The organism is Nocardia sp. NPDC056541 (assembly GCF_042794235.1).
GTDB lineage: Bacteria > Actinomycetota > Actinomycetes > Mycobacteriales > Mycobacteriaceae > Nocardia.
The window spans coordinates 30,310-53,208 of record NZ_JBHTUD010000004.1 but is presented as its reverse complement, the minus strand read 5'-3'; the positions used below and the strand labels follow the sequence as shown (position 1 = coordinate 53,208).

Here is a 22,899-nt window from a genome sequence, read left to right as displayed (position 1 = left end):
GATGGTCTTCTACGATCCGCCGCAACACACTCGGCTACGCAACCTCCTCACTGGGGCGTTCGCCGGACCGGCTGTCCGAAATCTGGCCCCGAGCGTCGAGAAGATCGCCGATTCCCTCCTCGCCGACATGGCCGCGGATTCGCGCGAGATTCACGACCTACTCGATTCCTACGCAATCCCCCTACCGACAATGGTCATATCATCCCTGCTCGGAGTGCCGCGCGGAGATCGCGACAAATTCCGCGCGTGGACGACCATCATCTTCTCCGGCGAGCATTCCACCGGGGACAAATTCGCGATCATGCAGGAGTTCGTCGTCTACATCAAGCAGCTGATCGAGACGAAGATCTCCGCTCCGGGGACCGATCTGCTGTCGGAACTCGTCGCGGCCAGGAATGACGATGATCGGCTGACCGATCGGGAACTGGTCAGCATGGTGTTCATGCTCCTTGTCGCGGGGTTCGAGACGACAGCACACCTTATCGGCAACTCCATCGCAATCTTGCTCGCCGATGCCGATGTCCATCGGTCGTTGTGTGCCGACCCGGGTCGCATACCGGACTTTGTCGAAGAGGTTCTGCGCTATGAATCGTCGGCCTGCGAAGCTACATTCCGATATACGACCGTCCCTATCACCCTGGGCGGCATCGAGATCCCCGCTGGGGAACTCGTCATGGTGTCGATGGCTGCCGCCGATCGTGACCCACAGCGATTCCAGGATCCCCAACGCTTCGATATGAACCGCGCGCACAATAATCACATCGCCTTCGGGTACGGCATCCACAAATGTGTCGGTGCGCAATTGGCGCGCATGGAGGCGGTCATCGCGATCACGTTTCTACTGGACCGGTTTCCCGACATTCGACTCGCCGTCGGCGCGACCCTGTCATGGCGACGAAGCCTCCTCGTCCGCGGGCTGACAAACCTGCCACTCGTCCTTTCCCCAGGCTGATACCGCCCGCAACAGCGAGTCCGGCGCGCTCAAGACGTCATAATGACCGCCGGACAGCTCGATCATCCGGCAGGTATCGCTGTACCGCAGCCATCCGTCGAGTTGGTAACGCTCGATCTCGGCATCGCGGTCCCAATGTATTGCTGTGATCCCGCACCCGAGGCGGACCGGCGGGAACCGCCGGTATCCGCGAGTTGCCGCGAGGTCATTGCGCAATACCGTCAGCGCGGCATCCACCAGCGCCGGGCGGGCTACCGCGCCGCGGCTGCGAATAACCTCCGACAGTTCGGCGCGGAGCCCGTCTTCGTCCAGATCGAGCAGGCGATCGAACGGGCAATCATGGGGAGCCACCTGACCCGAGACGAACAACATTTTCGGTGACGGCAGACCGAGCTCCTCGATCCTGACCACGGTTTCGAATGCCGGTAGCGCCCCGGAGCAATGGCCGAAAACAGCGAAAGGCACCGTCAGCCAGGGCTTCAGCGCCTCGGTGAGGTCTACCGCGAGTTGCTCGTAGGAACCGAAGTGCTGGTCACCGATCCGATTCTCCCTGCCGGGCAGCTGAATCGGGCAGATCTCGATACCTCCGATGCGCCGCGGCCATTGCGCGAACATCGAGGCGCCGACCCCCGAATAGGGAAGGCAGAACAGTCGTGCCTTCGCCGCCGGATCCGGCGGGCGCAGCAACCAGCGCGCCCCGCCGGCGACTTTCGGAGTCGAACGCGTCACGCTTCGTCCCGCCTAGGAGTCCGGACCCGGAGGTGCGTTATGCCGTTGATGAAGGAGGACCGGAGCCGTCGCGGTTCGCCGACGACTTCGACGGACTCGAATCGGCGCAGGAACTGTTCGCACACGATGCGAAACGTCAGCCGGGCGAGCGGCGCGCCGATGCAATAGTGCGGGCCGTATCCGAACGCGATGTGGCGGTTCGGGCGCCGGGCGATATCGAAGGCGTGCGAGTTGGAGAACACCGTCTCGTCGCGGTTGGCGGACCCGATCCAGGCCACGACCGGCTCCCCGGTCGCTACGGTCCCGCCGCTCAGTTGCGTCGGTCGTGTCGCATAGCGCATGAAGTTGCTCGCTGCCGACGTCCAGCGAATCCCCTCCTCGACCAGACCGGGGACGAGTGCCGGGTCATCGTGGGCCGCTTGCCATGCGTCGGGGTTTCGCGCCAATGCGAGGACTGCACCGGAAACGGTATGCGGCGTCGTGGCGTTGGCGCCCAGCAGCAGGCTGTAAGTGTTGTACATGACCTCGACGTCCGACAGCGGCTGGGCGCCTGCCTGTATCGACATGAGATGGCCGAGTAGGTCGTCGTGTCCGACACTCGCGCGCCGACACCGGATGAGCTCGGTGAAGTAGGAGAAGATCTGATGGTGCGCGACGGTCAGCGTCGCGGTTCGGGCACCGATCGCGAAATTCGGGTCCTCGGGTGCCGCGGCCATGGCAGCCAGGCGGATCAGGTCGTCCCAGTCCGATTCCGGTACGCCGAGTAGCCGGCCTGCGACCACCATCGGCAGCCGGAGCGCGCGCTCGGCAAGGTCCCATGGTCGGTCGTGGGGCACGTCGGCGAAAACGCGGTCGACGGCGTACCGGATCTCGGATTCCATCGCGTTCGTCGCCCCCGCGCTCAGCCGCTTGGCGAGCGGTCGACGCACCTCGGTGTGGCGGGGCGGGTCGCAGGAGGTCATGAGCAGGCCGGACGCGATGTCGTCGTGTCCGAGTTGCGTGATGACGGTGCCGCGTTCGGAGGTGAATGCGTCATGGTCGCCGAGCACCCTGCACACGTCGTCATATCGTGTGACGGAGCAGAACGAACGCCCCGGGGCATACTCCTGTCGGTGCAGCCGGGCGTGCTCCCTCATGTACGTCCATACGGCATGCGGGTCACCGGCGTGAAAGCCGGCATCGAGGAGGTCGACTGCGGCGAGGCCGGCCCCGTCACGAATGACACCGGCGGGCATCACGGTGTGCCGATCGTCTGATGGATCCTCGCGGCCAGCGCCGCCGGCGTCGGTTGCAGGTAGAACTCGACGGGTGAGATCTCGACATGGTGCCTGCGGTCGATGTCGTCGAGGATCTTCATGCCGACGAGCGAGTGTCCGCCCAGACTGAAGAAATCGTCGTCCACGCCTATTCCGGAGATTCCGAGGTGCTCTGCCCAGATGTCGACCACGTCCTGCTCCGTCGAGGTGAGTGGCGGTCGTGTCGCGAGACGGCTGACAACGGCGGCGACAACATCAGCCTCCTCGGCGACGAGGTAGTGATGCCCGCCAGGAAACGTTCGGACCTCGATGTCTTTTGTCGTGGCCGCGGTCCACGCATGAAGATCGGCCACGGGGCAGGTCTGATCCTCTTGTCCGCCCAAGGCGACGAAGGCCGCCTGTAGGGGCGTCAGCGTTGTTGGACGATAGGCATCGAGCAGCCGCAGATCCGAGCGCAGTGGCGGGAGGATGAGGGGCCACAGTTTCGGGTTGCGGTAGACGTCGTCGTCTCCACCGCCGAGCCGCCGCATCGCGGCGACAAGATCTTCGTCGTCGAGGCGATGGTCGTCTTCGCCATGGCGCTGATGCGGTGCGGTTCGTCCCGACACGAAGACGGTGTCGACGATGAATCCGAGATCGCGCTCGAGTCGCAGGGCCACCTCGTAGGCGATCGCGGATCCCATGCTGTGCCCGAACATCGCCATCGGAAGGTCGGTCAGCTCGGTCAGCTCGGATGCCAGCGCGTCGGCCATCGCGTCCATGTCCTCGAGACATCGCTCGGCGATGCGATCCTGTCGGCCCGGATACTGAACGACGATGGTCTCGACGCCGGCGGGCATTCTCCGCGGCCACCCTCTGAAGGCGTGAGAAGTACCGCCCGCGTGCGGAAAACAGATCAGGCGCTCTGTCGGTGCGCCATGGGGCGCGCAGTAGCGCCTGAGCCAGGTCTCCATGCTGTGCTCACCCTTCTTCCCGGGCGCGGACAGCCGCTCGCTGCCGTGCGCACCGACCACCGAAACAAGGATCGCCATGGCTTGTCGACATCATCGAGAATCCCCCCTCATGATCGCCCCCGACACCCGAATGCTAGCGCCCCGGAACGACTTTCATCAACGGTTCACCAGAATGAACATCGTCGCGCCAGGTCGGGACCGGTGCCGGCACCCGACCGAACGGCCGACCGGTGCGAGCTGTTGACAACCCCGACCCCGAGGACAGACCATATCGCTGGACACACCTTGCTCCTCGGTCATAAGGAAAGTGCCGTTGATTACAGAGGCCGTACGCGGTATCTGGGCTCGCGAGCTGGGGTTCACCGAATTCTCCGACGATGACGACTTCTTCGTTCTCGGCGGCGATTCGCTGACCATGGCCAGGATCCAGGAAGCTTTCATCGATCATTTCGACATAGAGGTACCGATGGACGAATTGTTCCGGCGGGCGACCGTCCGATCGATAAGCGCGCACCTGACTTCGCTACACCTGTACGCGCAGGTGAATTATCGCCTCGCCGAGACCCTTCGGGCCACCGACGAACAGTTCGCCTCGTCCGCACCGTCGGCAGAGGTGAGTGCGGCCGCCGGTGATCCGAGCTCGAGCGCCGCGCAGATGATCGAGGTATACCTCCGCGGCTACGCGGACCGCCCCGCCTTGGGGCACCGACGATCCGACTCGTTCGATGTCATCACTTATCGGCAATTTCATTCTTTGATCAACTGTCTACGAGCCCGGTGGTCCGCTCCGGACGGTGGCGAATTGACCGCAGGCGATTTCGTCGCCACGCTCGGATTCACCAGTGCCGACTATGCCGTCGTCGATCTGGCATGCACACTCTCCGGACTTGTCACGGTGCCGTTGCACAATACGTTCGACGCTCATCAGATCGTTCCGATCCTTCGGGAGACAGCACCCAGATTGCTCGCGGTCAGCGTTGAATCCCTGCCCGTGGCGATCGCGGCACTCGCCGAGGATTCGGCGGTAGAGCGTGTCGTCGTCTTCGACTACGTCCCGGACGACGACAAGCATCGGTCATTGCTCGGACGTGCTCGAACACGCCTGTCCGCGGTACGGCCGGAGCTGACGCTGACCTCACTACCGGACGAGATCGCCGCCGGGAAGAAGCACGCGCCACCGCCGGTGTATGTGCCCGAAGACGAAGACACCTTGGCCACGATCATCTACACCTCCGGAAGCACCGGCACGCCGAAGGGTGCGATGTTTCCGACGAGCTGGATCAAACACTACTGGCAACGATCCGTCGGCCGCCCGGACCCGACCGTCCCCGCCCTGCATCTGCAGAATCTGCCACTGAGCTTTCTCGGCGGGCGGCAATGGCTGGCATCGACCCTGTCCAACGGTGGCACAGGGTATTTCACCGCTGGTAGCGACAATTCCACGTTCCTGGAGGATCTCACGCTGGTACGTCCGACAGAATTGGTGATGGTCCCCAAGCTGTGCGGCGAAATCTTCCGGCTGTTCCAGAGCGAGGAGAGCCGGCTCCTGGAACTCGGAATCGACCAGGCGGCTGCGACCGCGGCGGCGATGCAGACGATCCGTGTCGATGTACTCGGGGGCCGCGTTGTCACAGCATGCTGTGGGGGCGCGCCGCTTTCGACAACGATCCGGGACTTCGTACAGTCGTGCCTCGGAATCCAGGTCGTCGACGGTTACGGGTCGACGGAAGCCGGGACCACGGTGACGGAGAACGGCTGGATACTGCAGCCGCCGGTGGTCGACTACAAGCTCGTCGACGTACCGGAGAGCGGCTACACGAATGCGGATCGACCGCATCCCCGCGGCGAACTGTACATAAAGTCCATCTGCGCTTTCAGCGGATACTACAAGCGCCCGGAGGACACTGCCGACGTTTTCGACGCCGATGGCTTCTACAAGACGGGCGATATCATGGCAGAAGTGGCGCCCGGCCGCCTCTCCTACATCGATCGTGCGTCGAATATCCTCAAGCTCGCGGCCGTGGGTTTCGTGTCGGTGTCCAAGCTGGAGGCGATGTACTCCGGCACTCCCGAATTACGCCAGATCTACATCTACGGCAACAGCGCACAGCCGTTCTTGCTCGCAGTGGTCGTGCCGAATCAGGATCTCGTCGACCCCGAGAACGGCAAGGAAAAGCTCTCTGCCGCACTCCGGCAAGTCGCAACGGACAATGCACTCGCCTCCTACGAAATTCCTCGTGATTTCATCGTCGAGCAGCAGGAGTTCACCCGAACGAACGGACTGCTGTCGAGTTCGGGGAAACTGCTGCGCCCGGCTCTGAAGGAACGGTACGAGAGTCGTCTCGAGTCTTTGTACAACGATCTGTGAGGGGTACATGTTCATGGAAATCCAGGAGAATTCCGCGGGTACCCGCGCGTCCGATACTCCCCAGGTGGTCCGGCCACTGGGGCCGTCCGAGCGCTGGCTCTGGATCATCGACCAGATTTCACCGATGAACGCGGTCGTCTGGGTGCATCTGCGCGGCCGGATGGAACACCAGCAGCTCGCCCTGGCCGCCGAGGCTGTGGTCGCGGAACATCCTCTGCTGAGAGTCCACGTCGAGACCGAGCCCGACGGCACGAATCCGCGGTTCGTGCCGACGGCCGATCCGCGCATCCCGATCCGGACCGTTCACGTGGCGGCAGACGACGCGCAGGCGGCCGACGCCGAGGTCGACACGGTGCAGTTGTCCGAGCGCATCGATTGGCGAACCGGCCCGCTGGCCCGAATCGTCGACATCGTCCGGGGCGGTGGCACACCGGACGAGTCGCACGACCTGATTCTGACAGCGGCGCATCTCATCACCGATGGCATGGGCATGACGTCGTTGTTGCGGCGCCTTCTCGAACACGCCGCGCAGTCGACCACAGACGATGCTTCGCCGAGAACGGCCGTACGGTCGCGCAGCCCCCTTCCGGTTCCGGAAGACCTGCTGCCTCGCCGACTACGAAGCATCGCCCGGGCGAAGGCCGTCTCGCGCGTGGATCGGGCGATCACAGCGCTGAGCAAACCGCAGTCGCTCGAACCCGAGGCCACAGTGCCTCCGAAAGAGCGCCGCACGCGGTTCATCCGGCGGATACTGCCGGCCGCGGACCTCAGCGGCCTCCTCGCGCGCTGTCGGCACGAAGGCGTCACCCTGCACGCTGCCCTGACCTCCGCCACGGCACGGGCGGTGGGGGCCGAGATCACCCCCGCCGGAGCCGGCAGGGTATCGGTCATATCGGCGATCAGCTTGCGGCACGAATTGGTGCCACGCGTCGACAACCGGGAACTCGGTTCGTACGCGAGCGGAGTGGTCGCGCATGTCGCCGCCGATCCCGCGGCCGACTTCTGGATCGCGGCGCGCAAGTTCGATCGCGATCTGGCGAGACGGCTGCGGTTCGGGCAGCATCTGTCGGCTTTCGCCGCCTTGGCCTTCATGGCTCCGCCGTCGGTCGAGTCCAGCGGGCCGCTCATCGATCTCATCGACCACAAGACGTCGCGGGGCATCGCCATCTCGAACTTCGGTCGGTTGAACATGCCCGGCAGAATCGGTGAGTGGGATGTCACCGGCGTTCAGGCGGCCGCCGGAATATCGTGTCTCAGCTGCCTGCGTTCGGTTGTGACGATCAGTGGTGGGGATCTGTACTGGAACTTCACCTTCATCGAAGGACTCATGTCGGCGGAGCGAGCCGGCCGGATCGCCGATAGGGCGGTGGCCGCGCTGACCGTCAGCCCGGTCCGGTAGGTGACGTCGCCCGCGCCGGGTGATTCGCGCCGAATTCGTGCTTTTCTCGCATGATGCGATGCAAGACCACAGCAGACAGAATCGAAACAAGCAATACCGGCACCACCGCTCCCAGATCGACCGCGTACGTCGCGAATCCCGCAGTGAGGACGAGTCGTTCGATATTCAGCATCGCGTGCGCTCGTAATGCCTGAATTCTCTGGGAGTGATCGGAACGACTCAGCAGGCGGAACGCGTACCAGCCGAGCATCGCGGAAAGGATGAGCGACGCGACGTACGCGCCGTTGTTCTTCCCCAGAAACCACGGTACGACCATCGCTGCGGCAATCGCCGCAGCGTATAAGGAACGGGCAAGTGCGACAGTGAATGTCGTCCCGCGAACCGCGGCGACGGTATCGTAACCGCCCGCTCGATCTCCCTCGGCATCTCGCAGCGTACCGACCAGGTTGGAACTGATGTCGTGGCAGCAGAATACGAACGCCGATACCAGCAGGGTCCACGTCGCCCAGGAGTGGACGGCCATCGCACCGTAGAACAGTCCGAAAGCTCCCAACGAGCCGCGCACAGCGTTACCTGAGAACCCTCGAGCCTTGAATCTCGCGCTATAGCCGAAGATTCCCACTATTATCGCCGCGGACACGGGAACCGTGCGCCAGTCGATCGCGATGCCGATCCCGATGAGCAAACCGAAACACACCATTGCGGAGACGGCCGCCTCGGTGGGTGTCAGCCGTCCGGAAGGTATCGGCCGGTGCGGCTTCGCGATCGCATCGAGATCGCGATCGAGTAGATCTCCGAGATAGTGTGCGCCGAGCCAGCCGGCGGACAGCCCGACACACGACATCGCGACCTTCCAGCCGTCGCTGTCAGAACCAGTCGAACCGACTCCGGCCAGCGCGAGCATTACCGGATACGCCAGCGTGTAGGGCCGCCACGTTTCCCAGTGCGCGGTCAGGTGAGTACGAAACCGACGCCGGTTCTCCGCCACAACGATCACAAGGAGGGGCGGGTGTCGATCCGGCGCCACGCCGAGCTCGCCTTCACCACGAACGCCGCAGTCAAGGTGGAGCTCGCGAAGGGAGTCATCGTCGGCGGCTTGCCGACCTCGTCCAAGATCCAGTACAGCGAGCCGGCCGGCCACAGCCGATCCACACCGCGAGAACCGGCGAGGTAGTCGGCCGCCCGGGCGGACCGCTCGAGGTCTTCGCTGTTCAGCAGATCCGGGACGGTGGCCAATGCCAGCAAGGCCAGCGCCGTACTCTGCGGGTCGCTACCCGCGGAACGGCGGCCCCAGCCACCATCCGGATGCTGGGTCGCTCGCAGCAGATTCACCGCGGACAGCACAGCCGGCGAATCCGGCCGCACCGCCGACAGCAGCCGCAGGCCCGCGTAGATGGCGTAGAACCGCCCGCAGTAGAAGGGGCTTGCCCAGCCCCCGTCGTGCCGCTGCACCTGTTCCAAGTGGTCGATTCCGCGCGCTATCGGACCGGCGAACCGATCCGGATCGCTCAGGTGCAGGGCGAACAACAGGCTGGGGAATACATCGGCGTCACCGGAGTCCTCCCACAGGCAATTCGTCCAAGGTTCGGGAAGTCGCCCGTCGGCGGTCCGTTCGAAGTCGGGCACCAACCATGTGCGGACCACGCCGTTCGGCCCGACGCAGTGGTCCAGCGCGAATTCCAGTGCGGGGATGCAATATTTCTCGACATCCGCTCGCAGTCCCGCCTGCGACAGAGCGATGGTGATGCAGGAGAGAGTGTCGGCGTCCGGCGGGAATTCCGGCAGGTCGGGGAAGTAGTTCCAGCCACGCCCGTCACCCCGTCGCCGGTTCAGCAGATAATCGAGTTCACCTTCGATCAGCGGTTTCGCCTGATCGCCGAGAAGCTCGGCACAATCTGTCAATACGTCGACGATAAGTGCGCGCTGGAACAGATCACCTTGCTGTTCTTCGGTATCCGATCTAAGACCGAGTTCGCGCGGTACTCGCAGCGTGTCGGTGAGATCTGTCGGCCCACCGCTGATCTGAGTGGCCAGGTGGACGATACCCGGCCACGCGATATTCTCCCAAACTGTGGCCTCGACACTGAGGTCGGTCTTTTCTCCCATGGCAGTCTCCCATCTGAACCATGCCATTTCGGTAAGCCGCTCGACGATATACAGCGGCAGCTTCCCGCCTGTCGACATTTACCGAGAGGCGCGGAATCGATGGCGCTCGAATACGAATTCCATGACGCTTCCCCCTCGCGGTGCACCTTCGTGCAACTAACAGGCGATCGTGTAGTCGGATCGAGCCCGTGACCCCCGGTCAACCGAATACTAGCGTGCCCGTTCCCCCGAGCGCCAGGGTTTGTCGAATGTTCCAGCAGTTGTCACTCATCGCCGATTGCCTTGCAGCACTTGACAACCTGTGCAATGCTGGAGCGATATGCGACGGGGGTGCACATGACGACAACCAGTGGCGACTTGCCACATCTTCGGCTTGCCTCGCCGACGCCTGCAACTCAGCCGTTCCGGAATCAACAGGTCGACTCGCCGATGCCGTTCGGCAGATATGTTCGCGCGGCACACCCGACACAATTGAGAGATGAGCCGGCGGGACGATTGTGGCCGACTCGAACGATAGACAATGCTCCGCTGTGGAGTTCGGTGGACTTGCGCGACGGTAACCAGGCATTGGCACATCCGATGGACCTGCACCGCAAAGCGAAGATGTTCGATCTTCTCGTCGGTATCGGATTCAAAGACATCGAGGTCGGCTATCCGTCGGCGAGCCAGGCCGATTTCGATTTCGTCCGCAGCATTATCGACGGAGACCGGATTCCCGACGATGTGACGATAAGCGTATTCACTCCGGCCAGGCCGGAGCTGATCGATCGGACGTTCGAAGCTGTTCGTGGCGCGGATCGCGCGGTTGTGCACCTGTGCCATGCGACAGCGTGCCTCTGGCGCGAGGTCGTGTTCGGCATGTCGATGAACGACGTCCGGCGAATGGCCGACGGCGCCGCCGAACACATGATGCGATGTGCCGACACGTTCGACCCGTCACGGTTCCTGTTCGAGTACTCACCGGAGACCTTCAACATCACCGAGCCCGAGTTCACGCTGGAGCTCGCCAACTCCGTGGCGGCCATCTGCGGCGCGCGACCCGATCGGCCGCTGATTCTGAACCTCCCCACGACAGTCGAGACGGATACGCCGAACGTGTTCGCCGACCAGGTCGAATGGATGGACCGGAATCTCGAGGATCGCGCATCGATAATCCTGTCGGTGCATCCGCACAACGACCGCGGGACCGCCGTCGCGTCGGCGGAACTCGCGTTGCTGAGCGGTGCGGACCGTGTCGAGGGCACGTTGTTCGGTAACGGTGAGCGGACCGGCAACGTCTGCCTGGCCACGTTGGCACTCAATCTGTTCAGCCGCGGAATCGACCCGAAACTCGACTTCTCGAACATCGATGACATACGGGCGACTGTCGAGTACTGCAACCAGATGCCGGTCCACCCGCGCCACCCCTACGTCGGCGAACTCGTCTACACGGCCTTCTCCGGCACCCATCAGGATGCGATCGCCAAGGGCATGGCGGCCCTGCAACAGCGCGCCGCCGATACGGACCGGGACGTGCGTTCCCTGGCGTGGGAGGTTCCCTACCTACCGATCGACCCGAAAGATGTGGGGCGTAGCTACGAGTCGATCGTCCGGCTCAACAGTCAGTCCGGCAAGGGCGGCATCGCCCACGTACTCGAGACTCGGCACGGCCTCCACCTGCCCAAGGCGCTTCGTCGCCATTTCGCCGATACCGTTCAGCTGCTGGTGGACGCCAGTGGGACCGAACTCGACCCGGATCGACTCTGGGACGTATTCCGCGCGGCATACGTCGAAGTGGAAGCGCCCCTGCTGTTCGAGCACTGCAGGAGGGAGAACAGCGGCCCCGGGATCTCCGTCATCGTTACGGTCACCGAGGACGGCAGGCTGATCGAATTCCACGGATCCGGTGCGGACCCGAGCTCCGCTCTCGTCGACGGAATGCGTCGAGCGGGGCATGACATCGACGTTGTCGACGTGACTCGTCAAGCACCGGCAGATCGGAGCTGTCCGCACGGCAACCCCGTCTACTGCGAACTGATCGTCGACCAGGTGCGGTCCTTCGGGGTCGGTCTGGACGATTCGACGACGGCGGCGGAAGTGCGCGCCATCATCAACGCGGTGAACAAGGTTCGCGGCGGGGTATCCGCAGAGCCGATTCACTGATCGCATCGCCATCACGATCGAGGACACCCTGTATGACTCTGCCCGGACACACCCTCGCGCTCCCCGACCGCCCACTTGTCCACCTCGAATTCGAACGCCACGCCGCTGCCGCTGCCGATCGAGTCGCTGTGACATGCGGCCCTGTCGTCCGGTCCTACGGTGAGCTCAACGCCCGGGCGAATCAGCTCGCGCATCATCTGCGGTCGAAATCGGTCGGGCCCGGTTCCCTGGTCGGCCTCTGCCTGGATCGGACTCCGTGCCTGATCGAGGCGATTCTCGGGGTACTCAAGGCCGGTGCCGCCTATGTACCACTCGACACCTCGTACCCGCCGGACCGGTTGCGACTGATGCTGGCGCAGCTGCCCGACATGGCCATGGTCATCGGCTCGGCCGAGACCGAGGCAATGCTCGGCCCCAGCCGCCCCGAGACGATCCTGCTCTCCGACGAGGGGCGCGATCAGGCGATCCGCGATGCACCGGTGAGTAATCCGCAGTCGGCGGTGACGCCGGAGGACCTGTGCTATGTCGTCTTCACCTCGGGCTCGACGGGGACTCCGAAGGCGACCGCGGTGCGCCATAGCGGCTGGTACAACCTGTTGAACTGGCTCGTCCTCGAATACGGTCTGGACCAGCTCTCGTCGAGTCTCGTGGTGAGCTCGTTCGGGTTCGACATCACGCAACGCAGCATCATGACACCGCTGTTCTCGGGCGCTGCCGTGCACCTGCTCGGCAGCCGCAGCTTCGACCTTTCGCTCGCCTACCGCTTGCTCGGTGAGCGTGACGTGCGAACCCTGCACTGCGCCCCGAGCACGCTCTACCTGCTGGTCGACCGGGAGATGAAGCGCGGTGGCACGGCACTGACACAGGTGGGATACGTGTTCATCGGTGGCGAAGCGCTGTCCTCCACACGGGTGTCGACGTGGGCGACGCGGCCTGGGAACACCTGCGTCCTGCTGCACCAGTACGGCGTTGCGGAGTGCACCGACGTCGCCACCTCCCACCCGATGACCGACTACCCGGGCTACGCCGCCGCGGGTGTCACGCCGGCCGGAAAGCCGGTGTACAACACCACGATCCACCTGCTCGGCGAGCACCTGGACGAGGTGGGGCCCGGTGAGGTCGGGGAGATCTGCATCTCCGGGGCAAGTGTCGGCGCCGGCTATATCAACCCGTCGGAAGAGGGGTCGGCTCGGTTCACGAAGATCGAGCGGAACGGGCTGCTGATTCCGGTGTACCGCACCGGCGACCGGGGCTATGTGACGCCAGGCGGCGAGCTCGTCCTGGTCGGCCGCATGGACTCGCAGGTGAAGATCCGCGGTCATCGGATCGATCTGGGAGAGGTCGACCAAGCCGTGCGGCGCAACGGTGCGGTCAACGACGCGGCGGTCGTCGCGGTGGCCGACGACGCCGACGATCTGCAACTGATCGCCTTCGTGATTCCGACGGCCGACGCACTCGACAAGCCTCGACTGCGCAAGGAGTTGCTCGCAGTGCTACCGCACGCGATGGTCCCCGCCGAATTCGTCGAAGTAACGGCATTTCCACTCAATCCGAACGGCAAAGTCGACCGCAAGGCCCTAGCCGCTCACGGTGTATCTCGTAGCAGCTCCTCTCCGGCATAGCGAACGGCGGGCCCGGACGGCGCCTGCTCCAGGATCACGTGCGCGTTGGTACCGCTGAGTCCGAATGACGACACACCGGCACGCCGGGGACGATCGGCGGCCGGCCATTCCCGAGCCTCGGTGAGCAGGCTCACCGCGCCGGCCTCCCAGTCGACGTGGCGGCTCGGCTTGTCCACATGCAGTGTCGCGGGCAGCACGCCGCGCCGGAGGGCCTCCACCATCTTGATGACGCCCGCCAGCCCGGAAGCAGCCTGGGTGTGGCCGATATTCGACTTCACCGAGCCCAGCCACAACGGTCGATCCACGGGGCGATCCTGCCCGTAGCCGGCCAGCAGCGCCTGCGCCTCGATCGGATCGCCTAGCGTGGTGCCGGTGCCGTGCGCCTCGACCGCGTCGATCTCGTTCGGCGCCAAGCCGGCATCGGCCAGGGCCGCGCGGATGACCGCCTGCTGCGCCGGGCCGTTCGGTGCGGTGAGGCCGTTGCTGGCACCGTCCTGATTGACCGCCGAGCCGGCCACCACCGCCAACACGGGATGACCCAACCGCTCCGCGTCCGAAAGGCGCTCCAACACAACAACACCCACGCCTTCGGAGAATCCGGTGCCGTCGGCCGCATCCGAGAACGCTTTGCATCGGCCGTCCGGCGCGAGCCCCCGCTTGCGCGAGAATCCGATGAACACCCCCGGCGACGCCATGATCGTGGCGCCGCAGGCCAACGCCATCGAGCATTCACCTGACCGGAGTGCCTGTGCGGCCAGATGGAGTGAGACCAGCGACGACGAGCACGCTGTATCGACTGTCAACGCGGGGCCCTCCAGCCCGAGGAAATAGGCGATCCGACCGGAGCCCAAGCTGAGTGTGGAGCTCTCGCCCAGATACGCCTCGGCTTCGGGCGGCGCGTTGTTCAGCAGGCGGGCCGCATAGTCCGCGTAGGTGATGCCGGCATATACCCCGGTCGCGCTGCCCCGCAGTGATTCCGGGTCGATCCCGGCACGCTCCAGCGCTTCCCACGACACCTCGAGCAGCAACCGCTGCTGCGGATCCATCGCCAGCGCCTCCCGCGGGCTGATCCGGAAGAAGTCGGCGTCGAACCCGGCCACGCTGTCGAGGAAGCCACCGGCGCGAGCGTAGGTCGTACCGGTGTGATCGGGATCCGGATGATAGAGATCGGCCAGGTTCCACCCGCGGTCTTCGGGGAATGCGCTGAGCACATCGCGCCCCTGGGTAACTATCTCCCACAGTTCGTCGGCGGAATCCGCCCCGCCGGGATACCGGCAACTGCTGCCCACGATGACAATCGGATCATCGCGGTCCGGCCGAACCATCCGGCTCGCCGACGGAGGCGTCGAGGGCCGCGGCGCGATCTCGGCCGTCAGGTGACGGGCCAGTGCCGCCGGAGTCGGGTAGTCGAACACCGCGGTCACCAGCAGCCGGACGCCTGTTGCCCGCTGGAGCCGGTTGCGGAATTCCACCGCGCTGAGTGAATCGAACCCGAGCTCTGTGAACGAACGATCGACGTGCACCGACCGCTGCTCGGACCCGAGCACGGCACTGGCGTGTTCGACGATCGACGCCAGCATCTGCTGTTCCCGTTCGGCGGCGGTGGCGCCGGTGGACACGGCACCGGCGGTCGGTCGCTCCACGTGAGCCGCTCGCCGGGTGGGCACCAGGGCGCGGACCAGCGCTGGGACATCGTCGAGCGCCGCGAGGGCGGCGGTGTCGATCCGCGCGGTCACCACGACTGCGCGCGTGGCAGCCATCGCCGTATCGAACAGTCGCAAGCCCTCCTCGGCGGACAGCGCGACCATGCCGCTTCGACTCAGCCGGGCCCTGTCCCGATCGTCGAGGTGACCGGTCATCTCGCTCGCCTGGTCCCACTGCCCCCAGGCCATCGAGATCGCGGGCAGACCCCGATGCCTCCGATGCTGCGCCAACGCGTCCAGAAAGACGTTCGCAGCCGCGTAGTTCGCCTGACCGTGCGTGCCCACCACACCCGCCATCGAGGAGAACAACACGAATGCGGCCGGATCCGCGCCGAGGGTGAGCTCGTGCAAGTGCCACGCGGCGTCTACCTTCGGCCGCATCACCGTGTCCAGCCCCGCCGGGGTCACCGCATCGAACACGGCATCGTCGAGGACTCCGGCCGCGTGAATCACGGCCGTCAACGGGTGCTGCGCCGGGATTCCCGCCAAGACGGCCGCCAGGGCGTCCCGATCGGCGACGTCACAGGCGACCAGGGTGACACTGGCACCCAGCGCCCTCAATTCCTCGGTGACGGCCTCCGCGGCTGCCGCCGCCTGTCCTCGCCTACTGATGAGCAGCAGATTCCTGGCACCGTATTCGGACACCATGTGCCGGGCCAGCAGCGTGCCGAGCATTCCGGTCCCGCCGGTGATCAGGACCGTTCCGTCCGGGTCGATCGGCCGGGGCACCGTCAGTACGAGCTTTCCGACGTGCCTCGCCTGCGCCATGAACCGATACGCCGCGGGCGCTTCACGCAGATCCCAGGTGCGAATCGGCAACGGCGCCAACGCACCCGAGTCGAACAGCGCGACGATCTCACACAACATCTGCTGCAGCCGATCCGGATCGGCCCGGGTCAGATCGAACGCGCGATAGCGGACTCCGGCGTATGTGGCTGCCACATGTTCGGGATCGCGAAGATCGGCCTTGCCCATTTCGATGAATGTGCCGCCGGGCGCCATCAGCCGCAACGACGCGTCCAGCAGGTCACCCGTGAGTGAATTGAGCACGGCATCCGCTCCGGCGGAACCGAACTGCGCGCGGCACCGGTCCTCGAATTCGAGAGTGCGTGACGAGGCGATGTGCTCGTCGTCGAATCCCATGTCCCGCAACGTGGCCCACTTGCCGGGGCTGGCGGTGGCGAAGACCTCCAGCCCCCGATGCCGCGCCAGCGCGACCGCGGCCATCCCGACACCGCCGGTCGCGGCGTGCACGAGAATGCGCATCCCCGCGCGGAGGTCCGCGAGTTCGGTCAAGGCGTAGTGGGCGGTGAGGAAGGCCGCCGGAATCGCGGCGGCCTGGGCGAAGGTCAGCCCGGCGGGAATCGGCACCACCGTACGGCGATCGGCCACCGCCACCGAACCGGCGCCGGCGAACAATCCCATCACCCGTTCTCCGGGCGCGAGATCGGTCACCTCCTCCCCCACCTCGAGGACCACGCCCGAGCCTTCGGCACCCACCGCGATGCCCGGGTCGGGGTAGGTGCCGAGCGCGATCAGCACATCGCGGAAGTTCATACCGTTGGCACGCACACCCAGGCGCACCTCGCGTGGACCGAGCCGCCGATCCGCTGCCGGCCACGGCCGCAAGGCCAGGTTGTCCGCGTCCAGCGTGCCGGTACCGAGGGTGACCAGTCCCCAGGCGGCGCTCCCGGCGGGCGCGCTGAGGGTGGACTGTCCGTTGTCCCTGATCAGCCGGGGTGCCAGTACCGCACCGTCACGCCATGCCACCTGTGGCTCGTCGACCGCCAGCGCCGCGGACACCGCGGTGTCGACCTGTGTCCAATCCTCGACATCGACCAGCACGATCTGCCCGGGATTCTCCGTCTGGGCCGAGCGCAGCAATCCCCACACCGGCGCGCGGCTCAGATCGACCACGTCCTCGCCGTGGACCGACACCGCCCGGCACGTCACCACCACGAGCGGGGCATCCGGGCCGGTCGACAGCCACCGCCGCACCCGTTCGAGCACCGTGGCGACCGCGGTCCGCGTCGATGCCGCCAGGTCGGCCGGGACACCGTGCGGCGCGTCGGGCGGTCGCACCGTCAAGACCGTCCGCGCCACGGTTTCGGTGCGCCCCGGCGACGGAAGCGGCACCCATTCGACCGCGAATTGCGATCCCGGTCCGGAGACGGTCGATGTGAACTGCGACAACGACATGTCCCGCACCGCAAGAGATTCGATCGAGGCCACCGGCGCGCCCGAGGGATCGGCCATCCGCACCCGCACCTGCCGGTCTCCGCTGCGGGTCAGCTGCACCCGCAGCGCGGTCGCGCCGACCGCGTGTATCGACACCCCGGACCAGGAGAAGGGCAGCAGCACGAACCCGTCCGCCGGCTCTAACCCGGCCAACGCGATGACCTGCACCGCCGCGTCCCACAGCGCAGGGTGGAGCGCGTACGGGCCGACGTCCTCCGGCTCCGGCAACACCACCTCCGCGAACACCTCGTCCGCGCCGCGCCGCCACGCCGCGCGCACACCCTGGAACGCCGGACCGTACTCGTATCCCCGCTCGGCGAGGTCAGCGTAGAAACACCCGATATCGGACTCGACCACGCGCGCCGGCGGCCACTGGGCCAGTTCGGGCATCGTCGGCGCCGAGGTCTGTGGCGACAACTCCCCGGACGCATGGCACACCCAGGGTCGCTCGCCGTCCTCTGTCCTGCCCTCCTCGCGCGAGTACACCGACACCGCACGCATCCCACCCTGCTGCGGACCGCCGACCACGACCCGCAGGTACGCGCCTCCCACAGCGGGCACCACCAACGGCGCGTGCAGCACGAGTTCGGCGACTACCGGACAGCCCACCTCGTCACCTGCTCGCACGGCCAGCTCCACGAGGGCCGCACCGGGCATCAGGACCGAGCCACCCACGGTGTGATCACGAAGCCAGCCAGCCGACGCCATGGCCACCCTGCCTGCCACCACCACACCACCGGAATCCGGCTGCGCCACCACCACATCCAGGAGCGGGTGACCGATCGTGGACAGCCCCGACCTGCTCGTGCCGATTCCCTTCGGCTCGGTCCAGTACGACTGCGGATCCCAGGCATACGTGGGCAGATCGGCGCGGCCGGACGCGGGCATCAGAGGTGTCCAGTCCAGCCCGAAACCGCCGACGTACAGCTGCGCCACCGCGCGATCGTGACAACGTGGACCGCTTTCGCCTCGGCGCAGGGAGCCGACCGCGACGACCGCGCGATCACACTCCGCGGCAACGGTTTCGACGGCCGTGGTCAAGCTCGGATGCGGGCTCGCCTCGACGAAGAATCGGTAGCCGTCGCCGATCATCCGCTCGATCGTGTCGGCGAAACGGACCGGCTCGCGCAGATTGCGATACCAGTAGTCCGGCGCCAGCGGCTCGGCGGGCAGTGGCTCCGCGGAGACCGTCGAGTACCAGGTGATCGAGGCCGGAAGGGCAACGATCCCCGCCAGCTCGGCAGCCAGTGGCTCCCGCAGCGGGTCCATGTCCGAGCAGTGCGATGCGTAGTTCACCGCCAGCAGACGGCAGAAGACGTTCTCCTGCTCCAGTTCGGCCAGCAGGGCCGTCACGGCCTCGCGGTCACCGGTCAGCACGGTGGAGGCGCCACTGTTCACCGCGGCCACCGACACCCCGCCACCCAGCCTCGCTTCCAGTGCCGCGGCAGGCAATCCGACCGCCGCCATCGCACCACCGCTGACGGTCGACAAGGCCCGGCTGCGCCGGGTGATCACGGCTGCCGCGGCCGCCAGCCCGATGGCACCGCCGACATAGGCCGCGGCGATCTCACCCTGGCTGTGGCCTACCACCGCGTCCGGCAGCACGCCGGCCGCCTGCCACATCGCGGCCAGCGACACCATCACCGCGAACAGCATCGGCTGCACGACATCATCGTCACGCAGCGGGGGCGCGTCCGCATCACCACACAGCACACCCACCGCCGACCAGCCGGTGTGGGGGCGCAACGCTTCGTCGCAACGTGTGAATTCGGCTCGGAACACTGGGGATTGCGACCACAGATCCCGGCCCATCCGCAGCCACTGGGATCCTTGCCCAGGAAATACGAACGCCACCTTGCCCGAGATCACCGCGTCCTCGGGCCCCACCGTGTTCGGCGCGGGCTCGCCCAGCGAGACTGCCCGAAGTCCCTCGAGCAACTCCGCACGATCGGCGGCCACGACCACTGCCCGGCGCTCGAAGTGCGTGCGGTGCAGGGCAAGTGATCGCGCCACCGACGGCAGAGCGAGGCCCGGATCCGATTCCACCAGGCCGATCAGGCGCTCGAGCTGACCGCGCAGTGCGGCATCACTGCGGGCCGAGAGGGGGAACAAGGTCGCGCTGCCCGCGCCGTCCGGTTCGACAGCCGCGGGTGGCGCCTCCTCGAGGACGACATGCGCGTTGGTGCCGCTGATCCCGAACGAGCTCACCCCGGCCCGCCGCGGCCGGCTACCGCGAAGCCACCGCGCGGGCCGATTCTGCACCGCGACACCGCTCGTCTCCCAGTCGATCCGCTCGGTCGGATGCTCGGCGTGCAGCGAAGCAGGAACTGTCTCGTGCCGCAGCGCGAGCACGGTCTTGATCACGCCGACGATCCCGGCCGCTGCCTGGCTGTGCCCGAGGTTGGACTTCGCCGAACCCACCCCCATCGGACGCCCCGGTTCGCGACCCGGACCGAATACCCTTGCCAACGCCCGCATTTCGATCGGATCGCCGAGGGTGGTGCCGGTGCCGTGCGCCTCCACGTAGTCGATGTCGGCCGCGTGCAGACCCGCCGCGGCCAGCGCCGCGCGCATGACCCGTTCCTGCGCGATACCGTTCGGAGCGGTCAGGCCCTGGCTACGACCGTCCGAGTTGACTGCCGACCCCCGAAGCACCGCCAGCACCGGATCGCCGTCGCGCACGGCGTCGTCCAGGCGCTTGAGCATCACCACGCCGCAACCTTCGCCCCACACCATGCCGTCGGCGTCGGCGGAGAACGGCCTGCACACCCCAGACGGCGACATCGCTCGCAGCCTGCTGAACTCAACGTGGGTCTCGGGGCCCACCAACACCGTGGCCCCACCCGCGAGGGCCTGATCACATTCACCCGCCCGCAGTGCCTGCGCGGCCAGATGCAGCGCCACCAGCGACGACGAACACGCCGTGTCGATGGTCACCGCCGGGCCGTGCAGGCCCAGCTGGTAGGCGATCCGGCCGGCCGCGACACTGGTCGCCGAACCGGTGCCCACATAACCGTCGAGCTGAGCCAGCGCCGCGCCGACGAGGTAGGTGCTGCTGTAGAGCCCGAGATACACCCCGGTCGACGTACCGCTCAATGCGCGAGGATCACACCCGGACCGTTCGATCGCCTCCCAGCTGGTCTGCAACAGCAGCCGCTGCTGCGGGTCCATCGCCGCGGCTTCCCGCGGCGTGATGCCGAAGAAGGCGGCGTCGAACTCGGCGATCCGCTCGAGAAATCCGCCCCGCAGTGTGTATGCCGTGCCCGCGACGTCGGGGTCCGGATGGTACAGCCCGTCGAGGTTCCATCGACCCGACGGCACCTCGCCGACTACGTCTGTCCCGTCGGCCAGCAGCTTCCAGAATGCTTCCGGATCGTCTGCTCCGCCGGGCAATCGGCATGCCATCCCCACAATCGCCACGGCACTGTCGCCGGTGTCGGGCTGTTCGTCGGCTCGTGGTGTGGCCGCCTCAGCGAGGACGGTGCCGAGGGCGGTGATAGTCGGATGTTCGAAGATCACACTCGGATCGACATCCCGGCCGATGCTTTCGGCCAAACTCGCCGTGAGCCGGACCAAACTGCTGGAGCCCAAACCGAATTCGGCCAGCGGACGATCGACGTCGATCCGGTCCTGGTGCAGGCCGGTCTCCTGCGCCACCGCGGCGATCAGCCACGCCTCGATCTGCGCCGCCGAAGCCGTGTCGGCGATGCGTCGAGTCTCCAGGTTCTCCGCTGCCGCAGCGCCTGCCGGAACCTCGACCGTGTCCAGTTCGCCGTCGAGATAGGCTGTGCGGCAAGCCCGGCGCTGGACCTTGCCGCTACTCGTCTTCAAGATCGTTCGCGGGCGGATCAGCACGACATCGTGGATGGCGATGGCGTGTTCGGTAGCAACGGCGCCGCGGACAGCTGCCCGGATGTAGTCCAGCTCGTCCGCCTCGGTCGCCGCCACTTCGACGACCAGTACCAGCTGCTCCCCGACATCGCCCGTGTCCACGGGGAACGCCGCGACGCAGCCCGGACGCACCGAGCCGTGCGCGGATTCGGCCGTCAACTCGATGTCCTGCGGGTAGTGGTTCTTGCCGTCGATGATCAGCAGATCCTTGCTCCGCCCCGCGACGAACAATTCGCCCGCGGAAAGGAATCCGAGATCGCCGGTCCGCAGAAAACGACCCCGACCGTCGACGAGGACGCCGCCGAACACCTCGGCCGTCTTGTCCTCGTCGTTCAGATACCCTGCCGCCACACTGTCGCCGGACACCCAGATCTCGCCGACTTCGCCGTCGCGGCACTCCACGCCTCGCTCGGGATCCACGATCGCGAGCGTGACACCTCGGGGCGGGTAACCCACCCCGACCACCTCACGTGACCGGGCGGGGTCGGCATCGGTGGAATGTTTCACCACTGTCGGTGCGCGATCGACCGGAGCGCCCGTCACGAGCAGCGTGGCCTCGGCCAAGCCGTAGACCGGCTGGAATGTCTCCGGCCGAAACCCCGACGGTGCGAACGCGTCCGCGAATCGGCGCAGTGTGCCTGCGCGCACCGGCTCCGCCCCGTTGAACGCCACCCGCCATCGGCTCAGGTCCAGCTGTTCTGCCAGTTCGGCGGTGACTCGCCGTGCGGCCAGTTCGTAGCCGAAGTTGGGACCGCCGCTGGTGTGCGCCCGAAAGTGCGATACCGCGTGCAGCCACCGCTCCGGCTTCTGCAGAAAGTGCAACGGAGAGAACAGAACTGCATCGACCCCCAGATACACCGTCTGCAACACCGGCCCGATCAGCCCCATGTCGTGATACACCGGCAACCAGCTGACGAACAACGAACCGTTCCACGACGCCACCCGCTCGGGGGTGTGGTCCATGGCCTCGGCGATCGCCTGCTGATTGTGCAGGAGGTTGCGGTGGGTGACGACGACGCCTCGCGGTGCACTCGTAGAGCCCGACGTGTACTGCAGAAAGGCGACCGTTTCCGGGCCCACCCCGGGATCGGACCAGGTCGACGCGATATCGCCGGGAACTTCGTCGGTCGCGATCCATCGCAGCCTCGCCAGTTCCGGCACCTGCTCGACCACCGCGCCGAGCGCATCGATGACCGATCGGGTGGTCAGCACCACCTGGATGTCGGCGTCCGCGATGACCTGACGCAACCGGCGCAACGCCCGATCGACCTCGTGCCGCTGTGGCAACGGCACCGGCACCGCCACCACGGCACCGGCAAGGCAGCCGAAGAAGCCCGAGAGGAACTCGATCCCCGGTGGGTACAGCAACAACGCCCGCCGATGCGCGAAACCCTCGGCCTGCAACCGTGCCCCGATCGCCATGGCCCGGCGTTCCAGGTCGGCGTAGGTCAGTTCATCGATGTCACCGCCGATGTCGCCCGTTTTCAGGAATCGGAAGGCGAGACCAGATCCTTGCTCCGCCTTCCGCAGCATCAACAGA

At 66.2% G+C, this 22,899-nt stretch carries 10 protein-coding genes and 3 pseudogenes; 6 read left to right on the top strand and 7 right to left on the bottom strand.

Going from position 1 to position 22,899, the window contains the following annotated elements:
* Nucleotide 1 precedes the first annotated feature (1 nt).
* Nucleotides 2-952, top strand: coding sequence for a cytochrome P450 (locus tag ACFQ9R_RS07995; protein ID WP_378989585.1), 951 nt, complete (start codon nt 2-4; stop codon nt 950-952).
* Here the strand turns inward: ACFQ9R_RS07995 and ACFQ9R_RS07990 are convergent.
* From ACFQ9R_RS07990 to ACFQ9R_RS07980, 3 genes are all read right to left on the bottom strand, one after another.
* Nucleotides 887-1,681: a thioesterase II family protein gene (locus ACFQ9R_RS07990; RefSeq protein ID WP_378989583.1), complete on the bottom strand. Its 795-nt coding sequence runs from the start codon at nt 1,679-1,681 to the stop codon at nt 887-889. The two genes, ACFQ9R_RS07995 and ACFQ9R_RS07990, sit on opposite strands and share 66 nt — an antisense overlap.
* A complete protein-coding gene (locus tag ACFQ9R_RS07985; protein WP_378989582.1) occupies nt 1,678-2,739 on the bottom strand; it encodes a cytochrome P450 in 1,062 nt (353 codons plus the stop codon). Before ACFQ9R_RS07985 ends, ACFQ9R_RS07990 begins: the two co-directional genes overlap by 4 nt.
* Before the next feature lie 176 nt (nt 2,740-2,915).
* The gene (locus ACFQ9R_RS07980) at nt 2,916-3,890 is read right to left on the bottom strand and encodes an alpha/beta fold hydrolase (protein WP_378990004.1); all 975 of its coding nucleotides are present in this window, start codon (nt 3,888-3,890) and stop codon (nt 2,916-2,918) included.
* A 307-nt stretch (nt 3,891-4,197) separates the two neighbouring features.
* Here ACFQ9R_RS07980 and ACFQ9R_RS07975 point away from each other — a divergent pair.
* The 3 genes and pseudogenes from ACFQ9R_RS07975 to ACFQ9R_RS07965 all read left to right on the top strand — a co-directional run.
* A pseudogene (locus ACFQ9R_RS07975) lies at nt 4,198-4,395 on the top strand (acyl carrier protein); the annotation flags it as partial.
* 108 nt (nt 4,396-4,503) lie between these two features.
* Nucleotides 4,504-6,258 carry an AMP-binding protein gene (locus tag ACFQ9R_RS07970; RefSeq protein WP_378990003.1) on the top strand — a complete coding sequence of 585 codons (1,755 nt, stop codon included), beginning with the start codon at nt 4,504-4,506 and terminating at the stop codon, nt 6,256-6,258.
* 13 nt (nt 6,259-6,271) lie between these two features.
* Complete coding sequence (locus ACFQ9R_RS07965) at nt 6,272-7,657, top strand: hypothetical protein (protein ID WP_378989581.1); 1,386 nt, start codon at nt 6,272-6,274, stop codon at nt 7,655-7,657.
* Here the strand turns inward: ACFQ9R_RS07965 and ACFQ9R_RS07960 are convergent.
* A complete protein-coding gene (locus ACFQ9R_RS07960) occupies nt 7,641-8,684 on the bottom strand; it encodes a UbiA family prenyltransferase (RefSeq protein WP_378989580.1) in 1,044 nt (347 codons plus the stop codon). The genes ACFQ9R_RS07965 and ACFQ9R_RS07960 overlap by 17 nt on opposite strands.
* Entirely contained in the window at nt 8,651-9,763 is a 1,113-nt protein-coding gene (locus ACFQ9R_RS07955) for a prenyltransferase/squalene oxidase repeat-containing protein (protein WP_378989579.1), read from the bottom strand. Before ACFQ9R_RS07955 ends, ACFQ9R_RS07960 begins: the two co-directional genes overlap by 34 nt.
* Nucleotides 9,764-10,069: 306 nt before the next feature.
* Here ACFQ9R_RS07955 and ACFQ9R_RS07950 point away from each other — a divergent pair, with 306 nt between their 5' ends.
* Together ACFQ9R_RS07950 and ACFQ9R_RS07945 are read left to right on the top strand one after the other, a co-directional pair.
* Entirely contained in the window at nt 10,070-11,905 is a 1,836-nt protein-coding gene (locus ACFQ9R_RS07950) for a 2-isopropylmalate synthase (protein ID WP_378989578.1), read from the top strand.
* A 32-nt stretch (nt 11,906-11,937) separates the two neighbouring features.
* On the top strand, nt 11,938-13,527 hold the full coding sequence (locus ACFQ9R_RS07945; protein WP_378989577.1) for an amino acid adenylation domain-containing protein: 1,590 nt from the start codon (nt 11,938-11,940) through the stop codon (nt 13,525-13,527).
* A gap of 8 nt (nt 13,528-13,535) precedes the next feature.
* Here the strand turns inward: ACFQ9R_RS07945 and ACFQ9R_RS07940 are convergent.
* Together ACFQ9R_RS07940 and ACFQ9R_RS07935 are read right to left on the bottom strand one after the other, a co-directional pair.
* Nucleotides 13,536-16,457, bottom strand: a pseudogene (locus tag ACFQ9R_RS07940) (SDR family NAD(P)-dependent oxidoreductase); the annotation flags it as partial.
* 180 nt (nt 16,458-16,637) lie between these two features.
* A pseudogene (locus ACFQ9R_RS07935) lies at nt 16,638-22,892 on the bottom strand (beta-ketoacyl synthase N-terminal-like domain-containing protein); the annotation flags it as partial.
* Nucleotides 22,893-22,899: the final 7 nt, after the last annotated feature.

Coding starts and splice junctions, on each gene's coding strand:
- ACFQ9R_RS07995 (WP_378989585.1), top strand. CDS start 2: ATGGTCTTCTACGATCCGCCGCAACACACTCGGCTACGCAACCTCCTC.
- ACFQ9R_RS07980 (WP_378990004.1), bottom strand. CDS start 3,890: ATGGAGACCTGGCTCAGGCGCTACTGCGCGCCCCATGGCGCACCGACA.
- ACFQ9R_RS07965 (WP_378989581.1), top strand. CDS start 6,272: ATGGAAATCCAGGAGAATTCCGCGGGTACCCGCGCGTCCGATACTCCC.
- ACFQ9R_RS07955 (WP_378989579.1), bottom strand. CDS start 9,763: ATGGGAGAAAAGACCGACCTCAGTGTCGAGGCCACAGTTTGGGAGAAT.
- ACFQ9R_RS07950 (WP_378989578.1), top strand. CDS start 10,070: ATGCTGGAGCGATATGCGACGGGGGTGCACATGACGACAACCAGTGGC.
- ACFQ9R_RS07945 (WP_378989577.1), top strand. CDS start 11,938: ATGACTCTGCCCGGACACACCCTCGCGCTCCCCGACCGCCCACTTGTC.